Source organism: Lysinibacillus sphaericus, from assembly GCF_006864135.1.
Lineage (GTDB): Bacteria > Bacillota > Bacilli > Bacillales_A > Planococcaceae > Lysinibacillus.
This window is the reverse complement of sequence record NZ_SADV01000035.1, coordinates 12,056-38,054: the sequence shown is the minus strand read 5'-3', so window position 1 is coordinate 38,054 and position 25,999 is coordinate 12,056. Positions and strand designations below refer to the sequence as shown.

At 37.5% G+C, this 25,999-nt stretch carries 23 protein-coding genes; 10 read left to right on the top strand and 13 right to left on the bottom strand.

Translation table 11 applies throughout. The features are described 5' to 3' along the window. Positions 1–743 precede the first annotated feature (743 nt). Positions 744–1,484, bottom strand: coding sequence for an effector binding domain-containing protein (locus tag C7Y47_RS23050; protein WP_142510879.1), 741 nt, complete (start codon positions 1,482–1,484; stop codon positions 744–746). 80 nt (positions 1,485–1,564) lie between these two features. Then, positions 1,565–2,485, bottom strand: a complete 921-nt coding sequence (locus tag C7Y47_RS23045; protein ID WP_142510878.1) for a helix-turn-helix transcriptional regulator — start codon at positions 2,483–2,485, stop codon at positions 1,565–1,567. A 623-nt stretch (positions 2,486–3,108) separates the two neighbouring features. Here C7Y47_RS23045 and C7Y47_RS23040 point away from each other — a divergent pair. After that, complete coding sequence (locus C7Y47_RS23040; RefSeq protein WP_142510877.1) at positions 3,109–4,227, top strand: response regulator; 1,119 nt, start codon at positions 3,109–3,111, stop codon at positions 4,225–4,227. A 76-nt stretch (positions 4,228–4,303) separates the two neighbouring features. On the opposite strand, the gene C7Y47_RS23035 is transcribed toward C7Y47_RS23040, so the two are convergent. Both C7Y47_RS23035 and C7Y47_RS23030 read right to left on the bottom strand, forming a co-directional pair. Continuing rightward, complete coding sequence (locus tag C7Y47_RS23035) at positions 4,304–4,951, bottom strand: response regulator (protein ID WP_142510876.1); 648 nt, start codon at positions 4,949–4,951, stop codon at positions 4,304–4,306. An 11-nt stretch (positions 4,952–4,962) separates the two neighbouring features. After that, positions 4,963–6,078, bottom strand: coding sequence for a GAF domain-containing sensor histidine kinase (locus tag C7Y47_RS23030; protein WP_142510875.1), 1,116 nt, complete (start codon positions 6,076–6,078; stop codon positions 4,963–4,965). 632 nt (positions 6,079–6,710) lie between these two features. On the opposite strand from C7Y47_RS23030, the gene C7Y47_RS23025 reads away from it, so the two are divergent. The 3 genes from C7Y47_RS23025 to C7Y47_RS23015 all read left to right on the top strand — a co-directional run bounded on the left by C7Y47_RS23025 (position 6,711) and on the right by C7Y47_RS23015 (position 10,730). Continuing rightward, positions 6,711–7,136, top strand: coding sequence for a disulfide oxidoreductase (locus C7Y47_RS23025; protein ID WP_142510874.1), 426 nt, complete (start codon positions 6,711–6,713; stop codon positions 7,134–7,136). 54 nt (positions 7,137–7,190) lie between these two features. After that, positions 7,191–8,030: an RluA family pseudouridine synthase gene (locus tag C7Y47_RS23020; protein WP_142510873.1), complete on the top strand. Its 840-nt coding sequence runs from the start codon at positions 7,191–7,193 to the stop codon at positions 8,028–8,030. Between the two features lie 525 nt (positions 8,031–8,555). Next, entirely contained in the window at positions 8,556–10,730 is a 2,175-nt protein-coding gene (locus C7Y47_RS23015; protein WP_255505307.1) for a 5'-nucleotidase C-terminal domain-containing protein, read from the top strand. 751 nt (positions 10,731–11,481) lie between these two features. On the opposite strand, the gene C7Y47_RS23010 is transcribed toward C7Y47_RS23015, so the two are convergent. After that, on the bottom strand, positions 11,482–12,312 hold the full coding sequence (locus C7Y47_RS23010; RefSeq protein ID WP_142510871.1) for an aldo/keto reductase: 831 nt from the start codon (positions 12,310–12,312) through the stop codon (positions 11,482–11,484). Between the two features lie 84 nt (positions 12,313–12,396). Next, entirely contained in the window at positions 12,397–12,573 is a 177-nt protein-coding gene (locus C7Y47_RS25140; RefSeq protein WP_185903579.1) for a hypothetical protein, read from the bottom strand. A gap of 529 nt (positions 12,574–13,102) precedes the next feature. Here C7Y47_RS25140 and C7Y47_RS23005 point away from each other — a divergent pair. Continuing rightward, entirely contained in the window at positions 13,103–13,954 is an 852-nt protein-coding gene (locus C7Y47_RS23005; RefSeq protein WP_142510870.1) for a VOC family protein, read from the top strand. A 126-nt stretch (positions 13,955–14,080) separates the two neighbouring features. Here C7Y47_RS23005 and trmL read toward each other — a convergent pair whose 3' ends face one another. After that, positions 14,081–14,554, bottom strand: a complete 474-nt coding sequence (gene trmL, locus C7Y47_RS23000) for a tRNA (uridine(34)/cytosine(34)/5-carboxymethylaminomethyluridine(34)-2'-O)-methyltransferase TrmL (RefSeq protein ID WP_142510869.1) — start codon at positions 14,552–14,554, stop codon at positions 14,081–14,083. Between the two features lie 14 nt (positions 14,555–14,568). Then, positions 14,569–15,699 (bottom strand): tRNA epoxyqueuosine(34) reductase QueG, encoded by a 1,131-nt coding sequence (gene queG, locus C7Y47_RS22995; protein WP_142510868.1) that lies wholly within the window; start codon positions 15,697–15,699, stop codon positions 14,569–14,571. A gap of 59 nt (positions 15,700–15,758) precedes the next feature. On the opposite strand from queG, the gene C7Y47_RS22990 reads away from it, so the two are divergent. Both C7Y47_RS22990 and C7Y47_RS22985 read left to right on the top strand, forming a co-directional pair. Beyond that, positions 15,759–16,448: a B3/B4 domain-containing protein gene (locus C7Y47_RS22990; protein ID WP_142510867.1), complete on the top strand. Its 690-nt coding sequence runs from the start codon at positions 15,759–15,761 to the stop codon at positions 16,446–16,448. Between the two features lie 14 nt (positions 16,449–16,462). Next, positions 16,463–16,972: a hypothetical protein gene (locus tag C7Y47_RS22985; protein WP_142510866.1), complete on the top strand. Its 510-nt coding sequence runs from the start codon at positions 16,463–16,465 to the stop codon at positions 16,970–16,972. 108 nt (positions 16,973–17,080) lie between these two features. Here C7Y47_RS22985 and C7Y47_RS22980 read toward each other — a convergent pair whose 3' ends face one another. Both C7Y47_RS22980 and C7Y47_RS22975 read right to left on the bottom strand, forming a co-directional pair. Then, a complete protein-coding gene (locus C7Y47_RS22980; protein ID WP_142510865.1) occupies positions 17,081–17,746 on the bottom strand; it encodes a hypothetical protein in 666 nt (221 codons plus the stop codon). A gap of 418 nt (positions 17,747–18,164) precedes the next feature. Further along, positions 18,165–18,764, bottom strand: a complete 600-nt coding sequence (locus tag C7Y47_RS22975; RefSeq protein WP_142510864.1) for a hypothetical protein — start codon at positions 18,762–18,764, stop codon at positions 18,165–18,167. Positions 18,765–20,186: 1,422 nt separating this feature from the next. Between C7Y47_RS22975 and C7Y47_RS22965 the strand changes: the two genes are divergently transcribed. Beyond that, a complete protein-coding gene (locus C7Y47_RS22965; RefSeq protein WP_142510863.1) occupies positions 20,187–21,773 on the top strand; it encodes a catalase in 1,587 nt (528 codons plus the stop codon). Positions 21,774–21,834: 61 nt separating this feature from the next. Here the strand turns inward: C7Y47_RS22965 and C7Y47_RS22960 are convergent, their stop codons facing one another. Both C7Y47_RS22960 and nagB read right to left on the bottom strand, forming a co-directional pair. Then, a complete protein-coding gene (locus C7Y47_RS22960; RefSeq protein WP_142510862.1) occupies positions 21,835–22,737 on the bottom strand; it encodes a S66 peptidase family protein in 903 nt (300 codons plus the stop codon). A gap of 251 nt (positions 22,738–22,988) precedes the next feature. After that, positions 22,989–23,702, bottom strand: a complete 714-nt coding sequence (nagB, locus tag C7Y47_RS22955; RefSeq protein WP_142510881.1) for a glucosamine-6-phosphate deaminase — start codon at positions 23,700–23,702, stop codon at positions 22,989–22,991. A 192-nt stretch (positions 23,703–23,894) separates the two neighbouring features. Between nagB and C7Y47_RS22950 the strand changes: the two genes are divergently transcribed. Next, positions 23,895–24,638, top strand: a complete 744-nt coding sequence (locus C7Y47_RS22950) for an arylamine N-acetyltransferase family protein (RefSeq protein WP_142510861.1) — start codon at positions 23,895–23,897, stop codon at positions 24,636–24,638. Between the two features lie 103 nt (positions 24,639–24,741). Here the strand turns inward: C7Y47_RS22950 and C7Y47_RS22945 are convergent, their stop codons facing one another. Then, positions 24,742–25,092 carry a VOC family protein gene (locus C7Y47_RS22945; protein WP_142510860.1) on the bottom strand — a complete coding sequence of 117 codons (351 nt, stop codon included), beginning with the start codon at positions 25,090–25,092 and terminating at the stop codon, positions 24,742–24,744. Between the two features lie 253 nt (positions 25,093–25,345). Here C7Y47_RS22945 and C7Y47_RS22940 point away from each other — a divergent pair, with 253 nt between their 5' ends. Then, on the top strand, positions 25,346–25,933 hold the full coding sequence (locus C7Y47_RS22940; RefSeq protein WP_142510859.1) for a TetR/AcrR family transcriptional regulator: 588 nt from the start codon (positions 25,346–25,348) through the stop codon (positions 25,931–25,933). The last annotated feature ends 66 nt before the right edge of the window (positions 25,934–25,999 follow it).

Below are 25,999 nucleotides of genomic sequence, written 5' to 3'. Positions count from 1 at the left end.
GATTCCTCCGTTTGAATGTTGGTGTGGTAACTACATTCTACACGAGGTCGTTATGGGCTTCCTTTATATTGACTTCTGGGTGTTGCACTTAATATTACAATCCGTCATATAGAAAAAAATAACACTTATTATCACGGGTACTAACGATGAAACACTTAAAATGTCTCCTACTTTTTTCTTAGCCAAACAGCTCTCCCCTCCTTACAGTAATAAACGACTCGTCACCATCATTCGGCTTAATTTCCTTTACGACTACAAACTTAACGGGCATTGGAATATTATTCCTTTATTACACAAAACACATTTCTAGAATCCACCAATTTAAACAAATAAGGGATTATCACCATAACGTGTAGTGTTGACCCAAACAAGCCCCCTATCTATCATAGATAAGGGGCTTAATTTGTATCAATTATGACTCGGCATAATTGCGTCCGGAATCGGCTTTGTGCTTAGGCCTGCAGATGTTTTTTGTGCGAAAGCGCTGCGTCAGCAACAGATGTTCCTTTCCGATTCGGTGACATCCGCTGAGGCTTTAAGTTCTTTCAGCGGATGTCTTTTGTACCGAAAGCGTAGCGACATGTACGGATGTTTGACACCCGCTGAAAAGTGGCTTAAAACTGCAATCATCTCACCACCTATAGAGGCGGGAGACACTACTGACGTTTCACTTACGTTACATAAAACACTTGTAACTGCCGTTTCACTTACGTTACATAAAACACTTGCTGAAAGAAGTTAAATTACTTAATTGCAATATAAATATCGACCTGAGCTTCTTGTGGGTTGGCACATCGTTCATCGTACATTTCAAAGTCACCTGTGTATGTTCGCTCTACACCTGAACTTGCAAGCCAAGCCCAGACATCCTGCCAAGCTTTTACAACAACTTCTTCAAATGGACCTTTGTCAGAAGTAAAAACTAAGTATTTAGCAGCTGGCACTGTTTTTACAACCATACCTTCAGGAATTTCGTCGGTAGCTAATACTTCCACTCCAAGTGTAATGGCATACTCTCCGTTAACATCCGTTTCATAATCAGAATACAAGCCATACGTTACTTTATTTACTGCATTAGCTATTTGTCCTACAACATTTTGCTGATAAAAATCCGACCATAATTGCGGGATCTTTGCTTGAGCGGTAATTTCATTCGCATTGCTTGTTCGCTCTGAAATTCCTACAATTTGAAATGATTCTTTATTCATCATAATTGGTTCTTGTATATCATGCTTTCTCCATCTCTTTAGGCTTGGTAAAAAAGACGTCAACATTTGGCGTGCTTCCTCTTCCGCCATACCGTCTTCCATTAAATGCGGTACACAAATTTCGATCATTTCTTCAACTGTTAGATTTGGCTGTTTGAAATCTCCTACTTCATAACAATATGTGCAATAATACTCACTTTTGTGTCCTTCTTTTTCTGTACCAAGTAATGCCTCATCCACTAATGGCATTCCACAGCTTTGACAATAACTTTGCATGATTAAATCCACCCTTCGTCCTATTTGTTACGACTATAACAAAGGAAACCTGACAACTGTATGTCATTAATTGAAAGAAATTAAATTTCTTTATACAACTCCACAATTTCCTGGGCTCGATTTAATACAATCTCACGAATATGAGGTGGTTCTAAAACTTTTAAGCGATTGCCAAAGCTAAGAAGAAAGCCGTATAGCCATTCATCCTCAGGTAATGAAATGTTAATAGTTGAATTCTCATTATCTACATGCACAGCGCCAAATGATTCTTCTACTAATGTCGTTATTGCACAGTCGAAAGATAACATAAGGTTTACTACATTTTGAGGGTTATGCCACTCTTTATCCCATGGGAGTTCAGATAAGTTGACTTCCCTGCGCTGAAAAGTTGTCATCTCTTCTTGTATATCCTTCATTCTTGAAATTTTAAATAAGCGAAAATCTCCTCTCAACTTGCAATAGCCATAAACATACCAAACCTTTCCCTTTTGTACTAAAGTATGTGGCTCTAATAATCGTCTTGTTATATGACCATGTGTAGTAGAATACGTAAAGCTTATACAATGCTCGCGTTCAATTGCCTTCTTTAATAAAGTAATTTGTTCCTTGAAAATAGCATTTGGCCCCCAAGGACTAAGGTCAATAAACAGCTGATCAATCGATTGTTTTACTTCCTCATCCGCAACACCTGTTAATTTTTCAAGCACTGCTTCAGCATGTGAATCCTCATATGTCGTTAATGCACTTTTAATGGCAATAGAAAGTGACGTAAGCTCCTCCTTCGTCAACACCTGCTTATCAACACGATAGCCATCAATCAAACTAATCCCACCATGAACCCCCTGCTGGCTAATAACAGGAACCCCAGCACAGCTCAACGTTTCAATATCTCGATAAATAGTACGAACGGACACATTAAATAAATCGGCAAGCTCCTGGGCTGTCACCTTTTTACGATTTATTAAAATCATTGTCATCGTTAATAAACGCTCTAATTTCATATTTGTACTCCTTTACGATAAATCTTAGTTTTCCTAATGCTAATTACATCGTTTTACTTACTAATCACCTATCCCTTTTAAGTATTTTTTAAGTAGTTTTTGAGTTTTATTTAAGTCAAATGTACTATAATAACGCCTGATAAATTATTACATTCATTATACTATTTTTACAATATAAGAAAAAAACAACTTAGGTACTTATAATCGGCGCTATTACGTTTTTTCTACTATAGCTACGTTGCTTTTCGTTGTTTTTAACAAACGCTTATAAAATTATTTCACTTCTCTTAACACAACATATAAAACTTCTATCCTCTATATATAAGGGCCTGAAAGAAAAACTTTATAGTAATAATTTGTGGAAGTTTAATTTTCTTTGCAAAAAGGTACGAGACAACATTGAGAAAAAGCTAAACGATAAATCCTGTACAAAGATATAGCATTGGGGAGACCCTACGCTAACTTATGAGAAACAGAATACGAAGCTAAATCTTGGTATCCAATTATTAATTTTATGTAGAATTATACCTTTTAGTGCCACCCTATTTTTGAGAAGCCTTTTCAAAGACAACGAACTAGAGATTAATGGTTTTAAATTTAATTGTAAAAAAGGAGATTTTGATGTGATTCGAGCCGTTTTAATAGACAATGAACCCTTAGCATTACACTATTTTCAAAATAAACTACAAGCATTTCAGCAAATACAGGTAATTCAAACATTTACAAGTGTAGAAGTATTTTTAAATGAGCTTCCAATAATAGAATTTGACGTCATTTTTTTAGAGGCAAAGCTGAATGAACTAACTGGGCTTGAATTGGCTGATATTATCAAAACTGATCGTCCATATGTTAGTGTTATTTTTATAACTTCCTATAAAGAATTTGCTTTACAAGCATATGAAATCGGAGGTCTTGACTATGTACTTAAACCAATTAGTCATGCTCGCTTAGAAAAAACTATTTCTCGTATTGAGCATGAATATTCCATTCAGCAAATGCTTAAAAAAGCTTCGAAAACTATGTTAAACGTACAATGCTTTAATCAATTTGCCGCATATAGCAACAACAGCTTAGTTGCCTTCAAAACCGAGAAAACAAAGGAGTTATTTGTATATTTCATATTACATCCAAACATTCCTATTCATCGGGATTATTTAATTGAAATTCTATGGCCGGATTTAGACTATGTACGAGCAAAATCGAATCTTCATACCGCTCTTTCTTATTTAAGAAAAACCTTAAATAATATAGGTTATACAAACTGTATTATCTTTTCAAACAAATACTATATCTTCGAGAAACCGAACATCCTTTGTGATTTATATGACTTTCATAGATATTATGAGGATTTCACGAAGTTAGATTTCCCACCGATTTCATTGATTAATCAATGTCTCTCAATTTATAGAAATGGACTACTCATTTATGATGATTATGAGTGGGCTACTGCCTATAAAGATAAGCTGACGAAATCATACATAGATTTATTAGAAAAAGGTTTTCAAGCAACATTACTAACGAATATTGATAAAGCATTAAATTTTTTAAATAGACTATTAGAGTTTGATCCATATAATGAACAAAAACTTGAGCACTATTTACACATTTTAATAAATGCAGGGTTTCATGAGCAGGCATACAAATTATTCCTAGCTTATGAACAGAAGCTAAAAGATGACCTATCGATTTCGCCAAGCCCTACATTAATTGATATTTCTAATAATTTTTTTGTTCAAAAATAAATACAGGATTCATACATTAAAAACGACGAGCTACTACAATTTGTAGGAGCTCGTCGTTTTACTTATTTTCCTATTTTTATACATCACTACCCTCTGTCAGTCCGTGCTTCACAGCATAAAGAGCCGCCTGCGTACGATCCTGCACCTGTAGCTTCGTGAAAATATTAGAAATATGAGTTTTCACTGTTTTTTCTGTAACGAATAAAGAGGACGCAATCTCTCGATTACTTTTCCCTTTTGTAAGCTCTGCAAGTACATCCTGTTCACGAGGTGTTAGTGGGTTTAAAACATGAGGTGCATTTTTTGATTCTTGACGGTCCATTTCAAGAGTTGTTGTTGCTTCTGGGTGTAATGTATTTTCGCCTCGCATAATACGACGAATGGACAATACCAACTCATCAGGTTCAATATCTTTCAACTGATAGCCTGCAGCTCCTGCCTCCATTGCTGGCACTACATGATCACGGTCTGAAAAGCTTGTCAGCATTAGAATTTCTATTTGTGGAAATTTAGCTTTAATGCGCTTCGTCGCTTGAATCCCATCCATCTCAGGCATGACCAAGTCCATAAGTATAATATCTGGCTGTATACTTTCCGCTAAAGCTACTGCCTCAAGACCATTTTTCGCTTCTCCTACAACTTCAATATCTTTCTGAGTTTTTAAGAAAAATAATAATCCACGACGCACTACATGATGGTCATCTGCGATTAAAACACGTATCATACTCTTCCCTCCTAATATGGCAAGCGGATTAACAGCTCTGTTCCTTTGCCAATTTCACTAACCCAATCAGCTTTGCCACCAACTGATTTTGCACGATCCTTTATGGATTGCAAGCCTATCGAAAGTAGCTTCGTGTTATGATCGATGACGAAGCCTCGTCCCTCATCACGAATAACAAGTAAAATATCTGTAGAAGTAACCGTAATATAAAGTGCAGCCTCCAGAACACCGGCATGACGACGAACATTATTTAGTGCTTCTTGGGCTACCCGAAATAATGTTTCTTCGATACGTGATGGGAATTGCAGTACACCTGAAACCGTTACATGAAGCTTCAAGCCAAGCATTTCAGCATACACTTTTATCGCTTCAAGCAAACCATTTTCTAATCCTTTTGGACGAAGCTGCCAAATAAGAGCACGCATTTCTGTTAAGGCATCCTGTGTTAAATGCTGAATCTCCTTAAACGTTTCCTTCACATCACTATCATTTGTCATTTCAATACCAGCTCTCGCCGTTAATGTAACCGAAAAAAGTAGCTGATTCACGGAATCATGTAAGTCTCGAGCTAGACGATTGCGCTCCTTCACAAGTGCCATTTCCTGCTCCTGCTTTGTCAGTAAAATACGCTTGATGGCCGACCCCATCTGAAATGCAACCGATTCAAGTAATGCTAGCTCTTCCTCTGAGAAACGCACGGTATCCTTCGATGCAACATTTAAGACACCAAAACGCTCTTGTCCAGATTGAAGCGGCACTGTTGCATGATGTGTAATGCCTTCGTGATCGCCAACATTTGCAGCAATTGCACTTTCGATACGTTGACATTCAATAATATTAGAAGCTTTCTTTAATTCCTCATTACGATAGCGAGAAACACACCAACAGCCTCCTTTTTCTAAATAATGGCAACTTTTATACTCCAGTGCCTCTGGTAAATTGACATGGACAATAAGCTCTGAGCGCCCTTTTTCATCGATAAAAAAAATCCAGCCCGTTTCAAAATTTGTGCCATTTAAAAATTTCACAAGTGCTCCCTTTAACATCGACACAATTTCAGTTTCTTCGTTTAATAACTCTGCAATCTCTTTTAAAATACCAATATTGGAATGATCATTGTCCCTCACAAAAAACACCTCTTCTTTGGCATTACTAATTTTAATGATAACATTTCAAAGTCTGGAACGTCTGCCTTAGCCATTCATACTTTAGACTGAAATTTTTCATAAAATATACCTTATTTTGGTTCATCACCAAAAGTTGTGGATGACTTTTGTTAAAACGTATACTATGTAAATAAGTTGATTGTAGTGGAGACTGGGTGACTTCTTAGGGATTAGCGTCACAGATGAGACCATGGAGCGAGCATATAGGGGAACGAAGGCTAAAACCATCACGTCCTGTGATAACGCCTTTGTGACCACATCCTGTTGCTGCCGCTACGTTACACTATGCTTTCGCACAAAAAACATCCTGTTGCTGCCGCTACGTTACACTACGCTTTCACACAAAAAACATCTGTTGCCCCAAGCGGCTCATCGGACGCCCCTAGGAAGCTTTGCTCTGCACGAAAGCGAAGCGTCAGCTACAAATGTTTTCTGTAGCGAAAGCGAAGCGGCAGCTACAAAGCGCCCAGTCGGAACAGAAATCAACCACATATTTTGGTGATTATACCTTATTTTAGGTAAGTTGATTTACATATAAAACTAGAACAACTATAATCGAACAAGTACATGGTTATACTAAGGAGAGAATTGATATGTCAAAAAAAGTGGAAAATGGCTTATTATTTATTTGGATTGTCTCTGTCGTTGCAACGCTAGGTTCCTTATACTTTTCTGAAATTCGTCATTATGAACCTTGTAAAATGTGTTGGTACCAACGAATTTTCATGTATCCAATTGTCATTATGACAACCATTGCCTTTATTCAAAAAAATGCACGTATTGCTGTAACAATTGCTGTTTTTGCCATTATGGGTGGCAGTATATCACTTTACCATTATGGTATTCAAAAGCTTAGTTTTTTAGCTGATACTGCACCATCTTGTGGTCTTGTTTCATGTACTGGTCAATATATTAACTGGTTAGGTTTTATCACAATCCCATTTTTAGCGCTAACTGCATTTATTTTAATTGCAGGGGCAAGCTTTTATGTAATGAAGGCTGCGAAAACAGCAAAATAATTATGAGACCGTGTTCTACATTTGGAATACGGTCTTTTCTACGGAGGAAGATTTATGTTTCACTATGAAATAAATACGAATAATTTGACAGTCGAGGATCTATTACGCACTCATTGGCGACTCGGTAAAAAGCTAGTCCATGAATTACGAATGGCGAAGGCTATCACAACAATGGACGGAGAGCCTATTCAGTGGAATGACCCACTACAGGTAGGCACAATCATAAAATTCACATTCCCTATTCCGACATCCAGCTATCAACCAACACCAGTTTGTGCAATTGATGTCGTCTATGAGGATGACCATTGTTTGATCGTTTCTAAACCAAAAGGCATGTCGACACATCCAAATGATGCACGCGATACCCACACTTGTATGAATCATGTTATGGCTCATATTAAAGAGCAAGGTGGCATTTATGCGGAGCATGTCCATCGTTTAGATAAAGGGACACAAGGTTTATTACTTGTAGCCAAGCATCCTTTAGCAAAATCAATTTTTGACCGTATGATTGAGGAAAAAACCATTATTCGAACATACGCTGCAGAAGTGCAAGGGAATTTACGCTCTACATCTGGCACGATTTCTGAAGGAATCGGAAAAGACCGACATCACGCAACAAGACGTGTCGTTTCAAAAACAGGACAGCATGCAGTTACACATTATGAAGTTGTAGCACGTTATAAAAGCTCTTGTGTTGTCCATCTAATTCTTGAAACCGGAAGAACACATCAAATTCGCGTACATTTAGCACATATCGGTCATCCGATTATTGGAGATACAATGTATGGAGCAAGAGAAACGGCAAGTGGCGACTATGAGCTCCATGCAATTCAATTAGAATTCGAGCATCCATTTTTAAATAAGGCGATCGTTGTAAAGGATCAGCAGTAATTATCGTACTGCACTTCGAATTGTTGCACATAAGCTAACAATTCGAGGTGCAGTTTTTGTATGCTCAAATTTACAAGACATTGTATCTTTGAGAAAAGTAATATTCCTTTACTTAAAATTAGCGCATCGCCATAACGTGGTGTTAATTTTCGTCCCGGCCGCCCGCTTTCCTGGGGGCGTCCGATGAGCCGTTTCGTTGTTGCTATCACTTCGCTTTCGCACAGAAAACATCTGCTTCGCTGTACGGTCTCATTTGTGACGCTAATCCCCAAGAAGTCGCCCAGCCTCCACTTCAATCACTTTATATACATAGTATACGTTTCAATAAATCCCATACCCAATTTTTTGTGATACTTCTTATAATTCTAAAAAAGTATAAATATAATATTTAACATTTCTTTCACCTATTTTTTACAGTAAATTTATTATACATTTCCATTATTGGTAATGACGGTGGATTTCTTTCATGATAGAATTAGATTAAATTGTCCAGTCACCTGACTTACTATGAGGAGGAATTTATTGATGAAATGGGTTAAAAGTATTGCAGCAACAACTCTAGCTGCTAGTTTACTAGCTACACCTGGTTTTGCCGCACATGCAGCGGAAGCAACACCAACAGCTAAGAAAGATGATTTCAAATTAACAATTCTACACTCAAATGACACGCATGCACACGTTGAGGATGCTCCAAAGCGTGCAACAAAAGTAAAAGAGCTTCGTGCTGCAAATGCAAACTCACTTCTTTTAGATGCTGGTGATGTTTTCTCTGGTACTTTATACTTTAACGAATTTGCTGGGGAAACTGATATGAAGTTAATGAACTTAATGGGTTATGATGCCATGACTTTTGGTAACCATGAGTTCGATTTAGGATCAAGCCCAGAAGGTCATGCTGCACTTGCTAAATTCGTTAAGGGCGCAGAGTTCCCATTACTAGGATCCAACCTAGATTTTTCGAAAGATTCTTTATTCAATGGCTTACAATTTAAAACAGTCACAAAAGACTTTAAAAATGGTAAAATTTATGATGGTATCATTAAAGAAATCGATGGACAACAAGTAGGTATTTTCAGCTTAACAACAGAAGAAACACCTACGATTTCAAGCGTTGCTAACGTTCAATTTGCAAACTATATCGATTCTGCGAAAAAAGCAGTAGCAGAACTTGAAAAGCAAGGTGTTAACAAAATTATCGCATTAACACACATAGGCTACGATGACTCCGCTGATTGGGATAATGACCAATTACTAGCGAAAGCTGTAGAAGGCATTGATGTAATCGTAGGTGGTCATACACATACAAAATTAGACAAGCCTGTGAAAGCTGAAACACCATTTAAGAACCCTACAATTATCGTTCAAACAGGCCAATATAGTGAAAATTTAGGTGAATTAGATTTAACATTCGACGATAACGGTGCTGTTGTTGACTACTTCGGTCAGTTACATGCTTTAAATGATAAAGAAAAGCCTGTAGCAGCAGATCCTGAAGCTACAGCACTTTTAGCTCCATATAAAGAAAAAATTTCCAAAATATTAAATCAATCAACAGGTAATTCAGCTGTGTCACCTCTAAATGGTGGTCGTGGTCTTTGGGGTGTACGTGCTGGAGAAACAAACCTTGGTAACTTAATTACTGATGGTATGCTTGCTGGCGCAAAGAAAATTGACCCAGAAGTACAATTTGCATTCCAAAATGGTGGGGGTATCCGCGCAAGCATTGATGCAGGAGATATCACTGTAGGCGAAGTTATGACAGTTATGCCATTCGGTAATGCTCTTGGCATCGTAAAATTAAAAGGTGCTGAAATCTATGAAATTGCTGAACATAGTGTGAAAGAATTCCCGCAAGAATTCGGTGGCTTCTTACACTTCTCTGGTTTACAAGTAGAATTTGACGGTAAAGCACCAGCTGGTAAACGTGTAAAATCTATTAAATTAAATGGTAAAGAGCTAGATAAAGCAGCCTATTATAAAGCGGCAACAAATACATTTACTGCTAAAGGTGGCGACGGCTACAATACACTGAAGAAAGTTTATGAGGACGGCCGTGTAAGTGAACCTGGTACGATTGACTATGAAATGTTTATCGAACACTTAGATACACTGAAAAAAGTTGATTCAAAAGTAGAAGGACGTATTATCGCCACAATTCCATTTAAAGATATCGCAAAAGGCTCAGAAACAGAAGGCTTTGTTCGTGATCTTTATTACCGTGATTTAACAAAAGGTACTTCTGCAACAACATACTCACCAAACGCAAACTTAACTCGTGCACAAGCTGCATCATTTATCGCACGTGCCTTAAAGCTTGAAGCAAAAGGTCAAGCAACATTCTCTGATCTTGCGAATGTAAATCTTGCAACACAAAAAGAAATTACAGCACTTGCTGAAGCAGGAATTGTACAAGGTGTGAATGGCAAATTCAATCCTAATACAAATGTAACTCGTGCTCAACTTGCCTTAATGTTTGCTCGTGCATACAACCTACAACACGATGCAAAAACTGGTTTTAAAGCTGATTTCAGTGATATTTCTCAATATAACGCTGAAACTCAAAATGCTATTGCACTTATGAAAGACTTAAAGATTGTTAGCGGCGTAAACGGCAAATTTATGCCTGGTAACAACGCGACACGTGCGCATATGGCAAAAATGCTTTCTAACTACATTCCTTTTGTAAAAGAATCTAAATAATTTTAAAATCCCGCTTCTCTAGGTAGAGAGCGGGATTTCCTGTTATCGAAAAACTATCGTGTCAAAGAAATTAAGACCAAATTAAATAAAGTATGGTCCTCGGCAAAACGAGAGGTTGATTTCCGTTCCAGCTGGGCGCTTTCCTGGGGGCGTCCGAGGAGCCGCTTCACTCGCTTTGCTCGCTCCAGGGTCTCATCTGTGACGCTGATCCCCGAGGAGTCGCCCAACCTCCACTCCAATCAACCATTTCACTTTGTGTGTATCTTCTGCATATAGCTCTAATCTATAGTGAAAAACTGAAGTTTTAGCAACAATTATTTTCTGTGCAAAAGCAACGCGGCAGCACCAGATATTATAGTGTGAAAGCGCAGTGTTAACGTAGCGCCAGCGATAAATTGCTAAAACATCGCAATAGTAACAACATCTATACAATCGCGTCACTGTTTAGGACTATTTTCCTCAATTATGGTGAGTAATCATAGTGTTCACTTTTGACATGCATTTAATTTATAAAAGTCTACGCTACCATTGATTGAAGTGGAAGGCTACTCGACTCCCGCGGGAAAGCGAGACAGACGAGACCCTGCACGAAGCGGAGCGAAGGAAGCGGCTCGACGCTCGCCCGCAGGAAAGCGAGTAGCCTGGAACGGAAATCACTCGCCAGAATGTCCACAAAGATTTCCCTGATTATTTTGTTTTTCAACACTACAAAATCCCGCTTCTCAAATTAGAGAGCGGGATTTCTATTGCACTAAAAATTAAATTTAAAGTTATCCGGGTCTTGCCCAAATCGTTCATTACGATTTAACGTCGCTATTTTATCCATTTGAGCTAGTGTTAATTCAAAATCAAAAATCTGGGCGTTTTCCTCAATACGACTAGGTGTCACAGACTTAGGAATAATGAGTGTATCATTTTGTAAATGCCAACGCAGCACTACTTGAGCAGCCGTCTTCCCTATTTCACGACCAATTTCCATAATCATTGGATTATCAAGTACTCCGCCACGGCCTAATGGAGACCATGCGGTAACAGCAATTCCATGCTCACTACAAAATGCTCGTAATGCGTCTTGCTGTAAATATGGATGCACCTCTACTTGATTGACCATTGGTGCTATATTTGCTTTAGCTAATAGCTTTTGTAGATGATGCTCATGGTGATTTGAGACACCTGTTGCACGAATTAATTTTTCATCATATAAACGTTCAATTGCTCGATACGTTTCTTCAAATGTTTCTAGTACTGCCCAATGCGTTAAATATAAATCTAAATAATCCATATTTAACTTTTTCAATGAAATTTCAAAAGCTCGTAATGTTTCATCATAGCCTTGGTCATTATTCCAAACCTTTGTCGTCACAAAAATATTCTCACGTTTAACGCCTGAATGACGAATAGCTTCGCCCACCTCGACCTCGTTACCATAAAGAGAAGCCGTATCAAGAGCTCGGTAGCCAAATTTAAGAGCTTTATCAATAGCCTGCAAAGTCTCATCACGCTCTGTCATTTTATAAACACCTAAGCCAAAGCGAGGCATCTCCACACCGTTTGCTAATGTTTTTGTTGATTGTAAATTCAAGAATAACAACCCCTTTCTTTTCCTAGTTCCATTATACAAAAAATTGGTTTTAAGAAATATAAGGAAAATTTCAGGGGTAATATCTTATTGATCCTTCGCTTCCTCTTCATAATCATCTACTTGAATAGGATCTGGAATTCGATTGTCTTCTACAAGCTCTAGGCCATCACGCAAATGCTCCATTTGCTTTCCTAAATCCTTTAAATCTTTAAAATTTCTAGCCATTGTACCGTTTTCAATATTTGGAACCTTTTTTTCCATTATTATCACCTCTCTTATAGTTTCCCCGAAATAGTTATTTCTGAACCATTTCTGACATATTTTATTCCGCTATGTCGTTTCATTTTTATAGTAGATAGTCTATACTAAAAAGAGATGTCTTTATAAACTGAGGAGGGTTCTTCCATGAGTTTACTATTAATTATTGGTGTAACTGTTGCGTTCTTAACTGCAATTTTCACTGCTGGTTATGAAGGCGACTACAGAGCAGACAAATAATACCTCAAGAAAATCACTAAGCATGAATATATGCTTAGTGATTTTTTTGTTGTGGCTAAACTATTGTGATGAAATAAGGTGCCCTCTTAAATAAAGTTGGCTCTTCGGCATAGTAAGGAGTTCATTTCCGATACGACTGAGTGCTTTCCTAGGGGCGTCCGATGAATCACTTCGGTTACTTCTCTTTTTTGGAACAATATAATTACTTGACAATATGCACTTTATAAAATACACTTACTTACATAAAGTAAGTTGATAATTAATGATAACTTAAATTCGGAGGTAATTTACTATGCATTTTCATGAAAAACCTAACACATATGTCACAAATGTTGAAATTAAAGTGAGCGATTTACAACGTTCATTAACTTATTATCAGGAGGTCATTGGCTTTAAAGTTTTACAGCAGGAATCTCATAGAGCAACTCTAACTGCTGATGGCAAAACAGCCTTACTGACAATCGTCCAACCTGAAACAGTAGAAGAAAAAACGAGCTTAACAACTGGCCTTTATCACTTTGCAATTTTATTGCCTACTCGTCTTGATTTAGCGAATATTATTACTCATTTCCATAACAATGGCGTGTACTTCGGAGCATCTGACCATGATGTAAGTGAGGCACTTTATTTAAATGATCCTGATAATAATGGTATTGAGGTTTACGCAGATCGCCCTGAAAATGAATGGACTTGGCATTTCGACCAAGTGCATATGGTGACTGAACCTCTTAAAATCCATTCTATATTAGAGGAAGGCGATGGTAGATGGGATGGCCTACCAGCTGATACGGTTATGGGGCATATTCATTTATCAGTATCTAATTTAGCTGCCGCAGAAGAATTTTATACAAAAGGATTAGGATTTGAGATTGTCACTCGCTATGGAGCACAAGCTTTATTCATCTCAACTGGCCGCTATCACCATCATATCGGTTTAAATACTTGGCACTCTGAAAACGCACCAAAGCTTGGTAAAAATCAGGTTGGCTTACAAACATTTTCACTGCGTCTAGATAATGAAGAGCAAGCAGCTACAATGAAAGAAAATCTCCGTTCCATTGGTGCTCCTGTTATTGATATAGATGGTGGTTTCCAAACAGAAGATCCATCAGGTATCGTTGTTTTATTGAAATTTCAAGAGTAATGTGACGTACTATCCGTCGGGGTGAGGGTTGTATCCATCGCTTGACGGGTGTCCCTTCTTTTACAGAATCCTTTCACCTCTAACGAAAAAACAAAAGAAGTTCTCCGCTATGAGAGAACTTCTTTTTTACTGTAAACCTGGATATCCTTGTTGACGTAATGCCTCATAAATAACAATTGCTGCTGTATTCGATAGATTGAGTGAACGAACATGTTCACTCTGTGGAATTCGTAAGCACATATCTCGACGCTCATAAGCAAAATCCTTTGGCAGACCTGTCGTTTCTTTGCCAAACATGAAGTAAATATCTCGATCTTTATCACTAAAATCATGTGTCGTAAATGGTTCTTCGCTATAGGTCTCAATTAAATAAACGTCGCCATTTTTGGATGCCTCTAAAAAATCCTCTAGCGAACCGTGATACACGACATTGACACTATGCCAATAATCTAAGCCGGCACGTTTTAGCATTTTATCGTCTGTGGAAAAGCCAAGAGGACGAATTAAATGTAGTGAAGTATTTGTGCCAGCACATGTGCGTGCAATATTTCCTGTATTTGCTGGAATTTCTGGTTGATATAAAACGATATGCAATGGCATAACGGTACACTTCCTTAACTAAAAAATTGTAAACCTTTATTAATTTCAACGAGTACTTCCTCGTCTTGTTCTTTTATTTCTGCCTTAAGTAATGCGGATTGAGCCTGCTCCCCGCCTATCTTACCTAAAGCCCATGCGGCTGTTCCTCTAATTACAGGTCGTTCATCCTTTTCAAGAAGCGCTACTAAATCTGGGACCGCAGCTTCTTCTTTGAAGTGCGCGAGTGCCAAAATAGCATTGCGTTGAATTGGCTTTTTCCCCCGCCATGAACCAGAAACATGTCCAAACTTTTCTTTAAAGTCACGATTTGAAATTGTTAAAAGTGGTACAAGTAATGGCTTTGCAAGCTCTGGATCAGGTTTAAATTCCTCATGCATCCAGTTAATCTTCCCTTTATTTTTTGGACATACGGTCTGACATGTATCGCAGCCATACAAACGATTACCAATATGGGTACGAAACTCATCAGGTAGCATTCCCTTAGTTTGTGTTAAAAAGGCTATACAACGTTGAGAGTCTAGCTGTCCTCCCTCGATTAACGCGCCTGTTGGACAAACATCTAAACATAAGCGGCAATCCCCGCATTCATCCTCCATTGGCTTATCAGGAGCAAAAGGGATATTCGTAATAATTTCTCCTAAATATACATAGGAACCGAACTCTGGCGTAATAATTGAGCAGTTTTTCCCGCTCCAGCCTATCCCTGCACGTTCTGCAACTGCCCTATCCACAAGGGCACCCGTATCAACCATTGATTCAAAACGCACACCTTCTACTCGCTCTTCAAGCCATGCTGATAATAATTTCAATCGTCCGCGTATTGCTGTATGATAATCGACACCCCAGGAAGCACGACAGAAAATCCCGCGTCTTGCTCCCTTTTTGCCTACAGGGGCATCTTGCATACGCGACGGATATGCGACAGCTATCGCCACAATACTTTCTGCTCCTTCTAACAATTGTAGGGGTTCGGTACGTTTTTCTATATCGCTTTCTTCAAAGCCAGACTGATAACCAAGCTCTTGCTGACGGCGCAGTCTATTTTTCATTTCAGTAAAAGGAGCTGCTGTTGTAAAGCCTATTTTATCGACGCCAATGGACATTGCATACGCCACAAATTCTCGTTGTAGGTCATGTATGTTCATTTTATTCCCAACTCCTTACATGGTACAATAATAAAAATAGATAAAGTAGGTGATGTTTTATGGAAATTTCAATTAATCAATCTCTATTGACACAACATCCCGAGCTTAAAATCGGCATTATTCATTATACCAAAATTGTCGTTGCAGAATCGCCTCAAATGATTAAAGGTCGCATGCAATTGTATCAGGAAAATCTCTTTTTAGAAATGCAGGATAATCCTGTAACGCAACGAGAGGGTATTGCAGAATGGCGACAACTATGGAAAAAGCTTGGTGCAGATCCGAACCGCTATCGTCACTCAGCAGAAAGCTTAATGCGCCGAGTTAGTAAGCAAAATTATTTAACACCCTTTCACTCAGGTGTTGATTTGAATAATTTCTTCTCCCTCCAATATGAGATTCCAGTAGGTTTATATGATGCAGCTAAACTACAAGGACATATAAAAATCACACTTGGCGACGAGGATACTGGCTATGAGGGCTTAAATGGTCGTTTTAATGCATTAAAAAATATCCTTTATAGCTGTGATGCTGAAGGAGCATTTGGGTCACCATTTGTCGATTCTAAACGTACGTCTGTGTCGGAGGAAACGACTGAGGCTCTACATATCTTCTACCTACGCCCATCATTATCAGAAGAAAGTGCGCAAGAGCTTCTTGCATCTGCCGGTAAGATGTTTAATCAAATTCATGGCGGCGATTTTAAAATGGCCCTATTAACAAACGCAGCACCATCTACTACACTGTAAAAGGACGTGTTTTCATGATTAATCTTGCTGAAGCCGTTAAACTAAAAAGTATTTTAGCAAAAAAAGTTCAAGAGCTCGTTGGCGAATTACATCGTAGCGCTTTTGTAACTGTTGAAAAAGGACAAGGACCCAAAACAAGTAATCGCGCAATGAAAGTAATTGAAGCTGAATTAGCTCAAGTACGTCTCGATGTTCGTACATTGGATCGTTTAGTATATGAAGCAAATATAAAAAACATAGTAGACTTTAAAGGTGACAAACTAGCATTAGTTGAAGCGATTGAGCTCGCAACACAGCTTCGCGCAGATGCTGAGCTGTGTAAACAGTTTAGTATGCACGAAAAAGAAAGTGTACGCATGGGATATGGTGAAAATACAATGCTTTATGAAATTGCTATGTATGAGCCAGATGAGTACCGCGAACGTGCTATTATATTAGAAAAAGATGCCCATAAATTATCGAATCTGATCAATGCAAAGAATTATAGTGTTGAAATTAACTTCGATGATTCTCGTTATTTCTAATATTGAGCGCCAATGCTATTATTTCTACAATAAAAAAAGCATCCTTTTTGAGCTGTACCTCCAATTGTGCTTAACAATTCAGGGTACAGCTTTGGGATGCTTTTTGTTCTACTTACTTAATTCATATTTAATTTCAAATTTCCCTATATCCCAATCGGCAAATAGAAAAGTTACATTAGTCTTAGTGTTAGGATCAGTATATGTATAAGCTACTTCCTCGTCAAAAGCAATATCACTTTCTTCGTCAAATTTATCTATATTCAACCCTAGTGCATAAGCAATTGACATAGCAGATATAATTCCTTCTGCCCATTCTCCTCCCTCTCCATCTTCATTTAATTCAGTTGCGGGGATTCCTTCTATAAAAATATTATATCCAATTATTTTTTTATCCTCATTATAATTAACGTCTATTTTATAATGACCCTTATGTTTTTTAAAATCAGTATCCAATAAAATTTGTGAAAAAATAGTTTCCTCTTTATTCAATTCACTAGTTATTGGTTCTGGAATTTCTGCTATTTCAATTCCTTCAACTGGATTCTTTATATATATATTAGCTCTGACATTGTATTTTTTAACAAACTTTTCTACCGCAGCCTTTGATTCAGGATCAACCTCTTCAAATTTTATTGGAACGATTTTCTCCTCCTTTACGACCGCTTCTTTTGTTTCCTGATCTTTTTTTACATCTGTCTCTTTTTTCTTCTCTGTTCCTTCTCCAGAACATCCAACTAGCATAACTGCTAGAAGTAATAATAAAACTTTCTTCATTTCCTTTATTCCCTCCGAATGTATATCAATAAAAATATACGTTACTAGATTCAATGAAATAGAATTCAGTGCAAAAAATACTTAAATTACTATATCGCATCATCCTATTATAATTCTGACAAAATAAAGTTTCTGTTTCCACCCTTTCTTTCAACATTTTTCGACATTTTGTGTAAAAATTAAGGTTTTATGGAATAATAATATATAGAATACCAATTTTTAAAATCTAAATTACACAAAAGCAAATACAAAAGACAAGCCGAGGTTTCATCGCTTCTCAAGCCTATTAATAAGCAATAAAGACTTGTATAGCTCTAAATCAATTAAAATAAATACAGCAAAGCAAAAAAGCATCTCTTGATCTGCATTGCAATTGCTAGACACAATTGAGATGTAGTCATTAGAGATGCTTTTTATTCTACTTAGTTAATTCAAATTTAAATTCAAATTTTCCTGCATCGACCTCAGTACAAAGATTAGTTACCTTATATGTAGAATCAGTATAAGAATGAGTGTCTCTATTTTCTTCAGCTTTAGCTAATGATTCTGTGAATTTACCCAAATCTAATCCTAGTGTTTGAGCAACTATTACAGCTGAAGTCATCCCTTCTGCCCATTCTTCTCCCTCATCATTTACTTCTTTTTCAGGGAGTCCTTGAACAGAAAGATTATATCCAATTATTTTTTTATCCTTATTGTATTTAGCAACTAATTTGTAATGGCCCTTATATTCTTTAAAATCAGCTTCCAATAGAACTTGTGAGAAATCTTTAAGTTCATTCGTTACTGGTTCTGGAATCATGTCTAATCCTATAGGTTGAACCTGTTTAAATAAAGTAAGCTTTTCATTGTATTCTTTGGCAAACTTTTCAACTGTAGCTTTTGATTCAGTATCGACCTCTTCAAATTTTACTGTAACGACCTCTTTTTTTACGTCTGCCTCTTTTTTCTTCTCTGTTCCTTCTCCAGAACATCCAACTAGCATAACTGCTAGAAGTAATAATAAAACTTTCTTCATTACCTTTATTCCCTCCGAATGCATATCGTTAAAAATATACGTTATTAGATTTAATGAAATAGAATTATAGTACAAAAAGTTCCTAAAATACTATATCATCTCCTCCCATTACAATTCTGACAAAATAAGGTGTAGATTTCCACCTTTATTATTCGTCATTTTTCGACATTTTAAGTAAAATAAAGGATCTTGTTACATATTGAACTAACTCTAATGAATATAAAAAAGCGTTTAACCAATAGTGGCTAAACGCTTTTGATAGTCTATTTTTTGCGAAAGCGCAGTGCTAACGTAGCGGCAGCAAAAGATGTCTTTTGTGTGAAAACGTAGCGACAGCGCCGATGCAGGTCAGTTAGCCGTTTTCGCATGGATGCGATGATTTTAGGCTAACAACTCCTTTCTGATTCCGTGCTATCCGCCGAAGGCATAACTTCTCCTAGAGAATTTAAAATGTCTTTACGGGTTTGGAAGTCGATCATTTAGCATAGCTAAGTAAAAATTTCTTTTCTCATTGGCAAGAGTCATCACGTTTTCTAATTGCTCCAATTGTTGCTCTAGTAGATTAACATGTTTATTTAATAGTTCAATCCGTTTGTGTAAAATTTCCTGGATATCTTCTATTTTTTGATCATTTTGTGTTAACAGACAGCCATCTTCAGCAGGGAGGTATAGGAGATAGCGGATATTTACCCTCTCTTCTCATAATATCCGCAAGTGCAACTCCTACAGCTTGGACCTTAACGCGAATTTCCCCTCTTTCGGGTTTTCGTAAGGGCTCCTCTATCACATCAATAACCTGAGGTCCTCCGTATCTAGTTACAATTACTCGTGTATTCAAATCAAACATCTCCCCTCAATAAAGATGTTTGTATTATATTTGTTAGAGTAAACTCTAAGTCAAGGAATCTATTTAGCATCAGCCAAGGTTTAAAGTTTTATTGCATAGACGATTTCCCTGAAACTGTATACAATAGATTTATGGAGTCGATGAGACTTCATAGCGAATTGGATGTGCTGTTTTCAAAACTAGCTTTTTGGAGCTAACTTAAACAAAACCAATGACAAGTTACCTGTTACTGTATGACCAATGACTAATAACCAACTATCAGCAATGGCCATACTCAAACAACTTGACAATTAATTTAAAAACGCCATCCAATAGCTCTCTTACATCTTGTGTAGGAGAGCTTTTTATGTTCATATAATTACCTCATCTTGCTTTAACGAATAAAGAAGCAACGTAGAAGATTCCCCCAAAATTAACATAATTAAAAACCCAACATAGTTTAATCCATTACGTCGCAATTCCCATCCCCTTCCATTAACTTTTTCTTTTTCCACCCCATGTGCAGAAGTTTTTTCATGTCTAATTCTCCCCTAACATGTAAAGAATAACTATATCCAAAAGAAAGGGGTTATACAATGACGAAACAACACGATTCCACAGACGAGCATGACATGACCTTGACAAATCGACAGGGGCATCCTATTACGAACAATCAAAATATACGAACTGTCAGTAATCGAGGACCTGCAACTCTTGAAAACTATGATTTTATAGAAAAAATAAGTCACTTTGACCGCGAAAGAATTCCTGAGCGTGTTGTTCATGCACGAGGTGCAGGGGCACATGGCTATTTTGAGACATACGGTGTTGTTGGGGATGATCCTATTGCTAAGTATACAAGGGCGAAAGTATTTCAGGATAAAGGGAAGCAGACGCCTGTTTTTGTGCGCTTCTCAACCGTTATCCATGGCGGTCATTCACCAGAAACATTACGTGATCCACGAGGCTTTGCTGTTAAATTCTATACTGAGGATGGTAACTGGGATTTAGTCGGCAATAATTTAAAAATCTTCTTTATCCGCGATGCTATGAAATTCCCTGATATGATTCACGCTTTTAAGCCTGATCCGATTACAAATATTCAGGACGTTGAACGCTTTTTTGATTTCTGTGCAAGTTCTCCAGAAACCTTCCATATGGTGACATTTGTTTATTCACCTTGGGGTATTCCCGCTAATTATCGAATGATGCAAGGCTCTGGCGTCAATACGTATAAATGGGTCAATAGTGAAGGCAAAGCGGTCCTTGTAAAATATCATTGGGAACCTTTACAAGGCATTAAAAACTTAACACAAAAAGAAGCAGAAGAAATCCAAAAGAAAAATTTCAATCATGCCACACAAGATTTATATGATGCAATTAAAAATGGTAATTATCCTGAATGGGAGCTTAACGTCCAAATTATGGAGGATGGTCCACATCCAGAGCTTGATTTTGATCCATTAGATGATACGAAGCTTTGGCCTAATGATCAATTCCCATGGTATCCAATTGGTAAGATGGTGTTAAATAAAAATCCAGAAGATTATTTTGCTGAGGTTGAACAGGCTACTTTCGGTACAGGAGTGCTTGTGGACGGATTGGATTTCTCGGACGATAAAATGCTACAAGGTCGTACCTTCTCTTATTCTGATACACAGCGTCACCGAGTAGGTGCAAACTATTTACAACTCCCTATCAATGCACCTAAAAAACGAGTAGCAACCAATCAAAACGGTGGTCAAATGATGTATAAGCGAGATTTGGCTCCGGGGCAAAATCCTCATATTAACTATGAGCCTTCAATGTTAAATGGTTTAAAAGAAGCTACCCAAGCGGCTAAAGAATATACACCTCTTGTGGAAGGTAATCTCGTTCGAGAATCCATTGATCGGCAAAGCAATACGAAGCAAGCCGGCGAAACATATCGCAATTTTGAGCAATGGGAGCGAGATGAGCTGCTTGAAAACTTAATTCGTGATTTAGCAGTCTGTCATATAGCCATTCAAGAGGCGATGATTGCATTAGCACAAGAAGCAGATGAAGAATATGGTCGCTTGTTAAAAGAAGGTTTACAAAAAGCTCGAAATGATTCATCTTCATCAAAGCCACTTGGCAATATTGCTGGTGATGAAGCACCTCAAAAGGCTATAGATAAAGGTCATAGCGCAGAGCCTTATTAATAAGCTAAACGTTCCTACAAAATAAAGCGCTCAGCACAATATAAAGTACTGAGCGCTTCTTTTAATGCACACCAGGCAAAATCTTTAGTATCTTTTCCTGTGCATCTAAAATAGCATCTACGCCTAATGGAATTGCAATATTCGTTGAATCATGGCCAATTTTAAAGCCCGCAACAACTGGAACGCCTAAATCTGCAAAATAATCCTTCATTAAAGCAAATAATGCCGCTTCATCCGCTTCTGTTTGCGTAAAGGAACCGATAACAACACCGGCTAGCTGCTCAAGCTTTCTCGCCTGCTTTAATTGCTGCAGCATCGCATCGATTTTTGGGATTGATTCCCCAAGCTCCTCAATCAATAAAATGCGACCTTCTGTGCAAACTTCAAATTTTGTACCTAATGTGTTAACAAGGCGACGTAAATTTCCTCCAATAATCTCACCACGAGCTACACCAGGTGCAATCGTTGTTAATGGGGAAATATCCTCCGTATATTGTACTTCCATCGGTGAAAACAGCTGTAAAAACATCTTCTTTGATAAATCATCTATTCTTCTAACAGACATAAGTAGCGGCCCATGAAACGTCACTAAATTAGCATATTCATTAATCGCGCAATGTAAATATGTAATATCAGAGAAGCCCCAGAAGATTTTAGGATTTTCCTCAAGTAGTCCGTAGTCAATCTTCTCCGCAATTCGTGCAGAGCCATAGCCCCCCTTAACACAGAAAATTGCCTTCACCTCAGGATTTCTCACCATTTCATGAAAATCAGCCAGACGCTCTTCATCACTACCTGCTAGGTAATCGTGCTTTGCCTGAATGGTATCCCCAATTATATAGTTTAGCCCTAATTCTTCAAGAAAGGCTATAGCATCTCCTAGCTTTTCGGGCTGTGCTTGACTGGATAAAGCCACAAGACCAACTGTATCTCCCTTTTGTAAATGTGCTACGGTGCTTTTCACCCTAATCCCTCCTATTTTCTAATTCAAGCATATAGATAATATTGTAGCATTGATTAATGGCGAAGCTAGTGTTGATAAAATTTAAATTTCCGGATGAATGTATGTCGCTCTAGCCCTACATTCCGTCGTTTCGACTCTTCTTTCCGTCGCTCTGGCTCTACTTTCCGTCACTTCGACCCTTCTGTCCGTCGCTCTGATCGCCAAAATAAAAAAGCGTAGACTTCAAATTATATAAAGTCTACGCTTATTTCTTATTTTGTTCCGCCGTAAATAATTGTTACATTTGGATGATTTAATAATTGGCTTGCTGGGAAATCTTCAGTGATGATACCACTTTTTAATTTTTCCATAGCCTCTAGTTTTTTTTCACCAAATGCAATTAACACGATTTCCTTGGCTTTCATAATAGTTTGAATGCCCATTGTAATTGCATGAGTCGGTACATCTTTAGAGTTATCAAAATAAATTGCATTTTCTTTACGTGTAGATTCAGTTAGCTCCACAATATTAGTCATTGAAGCAAAAGATGTGCCCGGTTCGTTAAAAGCAATATGTCCGTTAATGCCAATGCCTAGAAGCTGCAGATCAATCCCTCCCGCTTCCTTAATGCGAGCTTCATAAGCCGCACACTCAGCATCTAAGTTTTCTGCCTTACCATTTGGTAAATGTATATTTTCCTCCTTAATATCTACATGATTGAATAAGTTCTCATGCATAAATGTCCAATAACTTGCCGGACTTGTTTGATCGATACCTATATATTCATCTAGGTTAAAGGTAATCACATCACTAAAAGATATATTGCCAGCTTGTTGGCGTTTCACTAACTCCTTATACATGCCTACGGGAGAACCACCAGTCGCTAATCCTAAAATACTTGTTGGGTTTACTTGTAATTGTTTAGTGAAAATATCCGCTGCTACTTTGCTCATTTCATCGTATGAATTTACTTCTAACCATTTCATTTCGCTTGTCATTCGTATACCTACCTTACAATCATTATTATTAACTAAAAAAGGAAATATCTCTCTTTATTATAGTTAATATTTTCATTTTACAAGTTATTTACCTCCTTTTCTATTATTTTCTTTATATTATTCACGTGTATTCTCAAACCATTTCGGTTATGTTATTTAGTAAGGAAATGAGGCGATTTTATGAATTCACAAATAAAGCAATATTTAAAGCTTATTCAATTTCATGGATCTTTAGAGCCATCTATTAAGTTACTTGGTCAGCTTCAAACCAAACATCTACATACCATTCCTTATGAGAACCTAGATGTTGCCTTAAAACATGACATCTCCTTCGCAATTCCTGACCTTTTTCAAAAAATGATTATTCAACTTCGCGGAGGCAATTGTTTTGAACTAAATATTTTATTTAGTTGGCTACTTCGCGAACTTGGCTTTTCTGTAACCAACCGCTATGCACACTTTTGGCGCAACATTGAAGCGGATACTCCTGTTGAGGATGTACCTATGCATCAGCTATTGCTGGTCAATTTCAATGGCCAATCCTATATTTCAGATGTTGGTGTAGGTGCATTAGCTCCTTGTAAACCAGTTCCACTAATAGCTGGACATCAACACCGTGAAGGTAATGAACTTTATAAAATTGAACGAGATGAAGCGAACGGCTGGATGCTGTACGAACTAACAAAAAATAATTGGCGTTTACTTTATAGTTTTTTTGATGACGCTAACGATGCAAAGTTTGCACCAAGACTTTCTAAACAAAAAAATAAAATCGCGATGATTCGTACTCCTCGTGGCCGACATACAATGCTTAATAACGAATTTCGAATTTACGAGGGATACTCTCTAACAACTTATACAACTCATAACGAAAAGGAATGGCGACAAGTACTTCATCGCTTTTTTCATATTTCATTAGATTAAATGCTAGAAAAAGCAAGCCTCCCCATTCAAAGGGAGACTTGCTTTTCTTATGCTATCGACTTAATCACAAAAAAGCCTACGCAATCTTTTGAGAGAGAATAGATTATTTGTTTTGAATTAAGCCGAAGCCAAGCCCAGTTGGATCTACCATATAGGCAAGATAAAACTCAGCAAATTCCATTTTGTCACGAACAATGATGGCACCATTATGTTTAGCTTTAGCCATAGCCTCATCGATAGAATCCACTTCGATTTGAATACGTGTTCCAAAAGGATAATCATGTGGCCCCTTAGCAATACCGCCGTTGATCCCAGACTTTTCATCATCCCCGGTTGTTACAGCCCGATATTCCCAATTAGGTGCGGCTACCTCCCAACCAAAAACCTTGGCATAAAACTCAGCTGCTTTTTCAGGCTCCTGGCTATTTAATTCAAACCCTATTACTCTCCCCATCTAATTCCCCTCCTAATATTTAAATCATAATTTATAATTCCATAACCAAATGGATATCCCCTCCATTTATTCCACACCATAATGTAGAGTTGAATTCCTTTCCAACTAGGTGCTTTCCTGGAGATGTCTAATTAGCCTTAGTATTAGCAATTGTGACAACATAATGACGAAGGTATTTAACTATTCATTAATTAGTAAAATATTGTATAATTAAATTAGAACGGACGTTCAAATGTTTTAAAGGGGTAAATCAATGAATAAAAGACGTTACGATAGCGAGAAAGCAAAAGTTAAAATTATGGAACATGCGGTTAGTTTGTTTTCTCAAAAAGGCTATAATCAAACATCAGTTGGCGATATTTCCACCGCTTCAGGCTACAGCAAGGGACATATTTATTACCATTTTGAAAACAAAGAAAAGCTCTTTGTTCTTTTAGCGCAACAAACAATGCAAGATTGGCACAGCAAATGGCTGCAAAAAGAATGTAACTATTCTACGGCAACAGAAAAATTATATGGCATGGCCATGCATGTTCTCTATCATTACCAAACACCTTTATTAAGATCAGGGCAAGAGCTAGCTTCCAATCCAAAATCGAGCCCTGAATCAGTACAACAATTATACAATTTAGCGGTTGTACCGATGGGTGCTTATCGTGCGATTTTGCAAGAAGGAATTGATAAGGGGGAATTTGTTCATGGAAATATTGATGAATGGACAGTTCTGCTAGGCACATGGCTAGGAGGATTATGTCAGCTGACAAATACTCAGGATCTGAAAGCACTTGAGCCACTCTTTAACCAGGCAATAACCATTTTTATCAATTATGCTTCGGCATAATGGCTTCTAGAGGAATTAAATTATTACAACGGGTGAAGTTAAAGGAGATAAAAAAAGGTGGGATAT

Excerpts from the sequence above, each read along its gene's own strand:
- C7Y47_RS23050 (WP_142510879.1), bottom strand. The coding sequence starts at position 1,484 with ATGCAAAGTTATTGTCAAAGCTGTGGAATGCCATTAGTGGATGAGGCA.
- C7Y47_RS23045 (WP_142510878.1), bottom strand. The coding sequence starts at position 2,485 with ATGAAATTAGAGCGTTTATTAACGATGACAATGATTTTAATAAATCGT.
- C7Y47_RS23035 (WP_142510876.1), bottom strand. The coding sequence starts at position 4,951 with ATGATACGTGTTTTAATCGCAGATGACCATCATGTAGTGCGTCGTGGA.
- C7Y47_RS23025 (WP_142510874.1), top strand. The coding sequence starts at position 6,711 with ATGTCAAAAAAAGTGGAAAATGGCTTATTATTTATTTGGATTGTCTCT.
- C7Y47_RS23020 (WP_142510873.1), top strand. The coding sequence starts at position 7,191 with ATGTTTCACTATGAAATAAATACGAATAATTTGACAGTCGAGGATCTA.
- C7Y47_RS23015 (WP_255505307.1), top strand. The coding sequence starts at position 8,556 with ATGAAATGGGTTAAAAGTATTGCAGCAACAACTCTAGCTGCTAGTTTA.
- C7Y47_RS25140 (WP_185903579.1), bottom strand. The coding sequence starts at position 12,573 with ATGGAAAAAAAGGTTCCAAATATTGAAAACGGTACAATGGCTAGAAAT.
- C7Y47_RS23005 (WP_142510870.1), top strand. The coding sequence starts at position 13,103 with ATGCATTTTCATGAAAAACCTAACACATATGTCACAAATGTTGAAATT.
- trmL (WP_142510869.1), bottom strand. The coding sequence starts at position 14,554 with ATGCCATTGCATATCGTTTTATATCAACCAGAAATTCCAGCAAATACA.
- queG (WP_142510868.1), bottom strand. The coding sequence starts at position 15,699 with ATGAACATACATGACCTACAACGAGAATTTGTGGCGTATGCAATGTCC.
- C7Y47_RS22990 (WP_142510867.1), top strand. The coding sequence starts at position 15,759 with ATGGAAATTTCAATTAATCAATCTCTATTGACACAACATCCCGAGCTT.
- C7Y47_RS22985 (WP_142510866.1), top strand. The coding sequence starts at position 16,463 with ATGATTAATCTTGCTGAAGCCGTTAAACTAAAAAGTATTTTAGCAAAA.
- C7Y47_RS22980 (WP_142510865.1), bottom strand. The coding sequence starts at position 17,746 with ATGAAGAAAGTTTTATTATTACTTCTAGCAGTTATGCTAGTTGGATGT.
- C7Y47_RS22975 (WP_142510864.1), bottom strand. The coding sequence starts at position 18,764 with ATGAAGAAAGTTTTATTATTACTTCTAGCAGTTATGCTAGTTGGATGT.
- C7Y47_RS22965 (WP_142510863.1), top strand. The coding sequence starts at position 20,187 with ATGACGAAACAACACGATTCCACAGACGAGCATGACATGACCTTGACA.
- nagB (WP_142510881.1), bottom strand. The coding sequence starts at position 23,702 with ATGAAATGGTTAGAAGTAAATTCATACGATGAAATGAGCAAAGTAGCA.
- C7Y47_RS22950 (WP_142510861.1), top strand. The coding sequence starts at position 23,895 with ATGAATTCACAAATAAAGCAATATTTAAAGCTTATTCAATTTCATGGA.
- C7Y47_RS22945 (WP_142510860.1), bottom strand. The coding sequence starts at position 25,092 with ATGGGGAGAGTAATAGGGTTTGAATTAAATAGCCAGGAGCCTGAAAAA.
- C7Y47_RS22940 (WP_142510859.1), top strand. The coding sequence starts at position 25,346 with ATGAATAAAAGACGTTACGATAGCGAGAAAGCAAAAGTTAAAATTATG.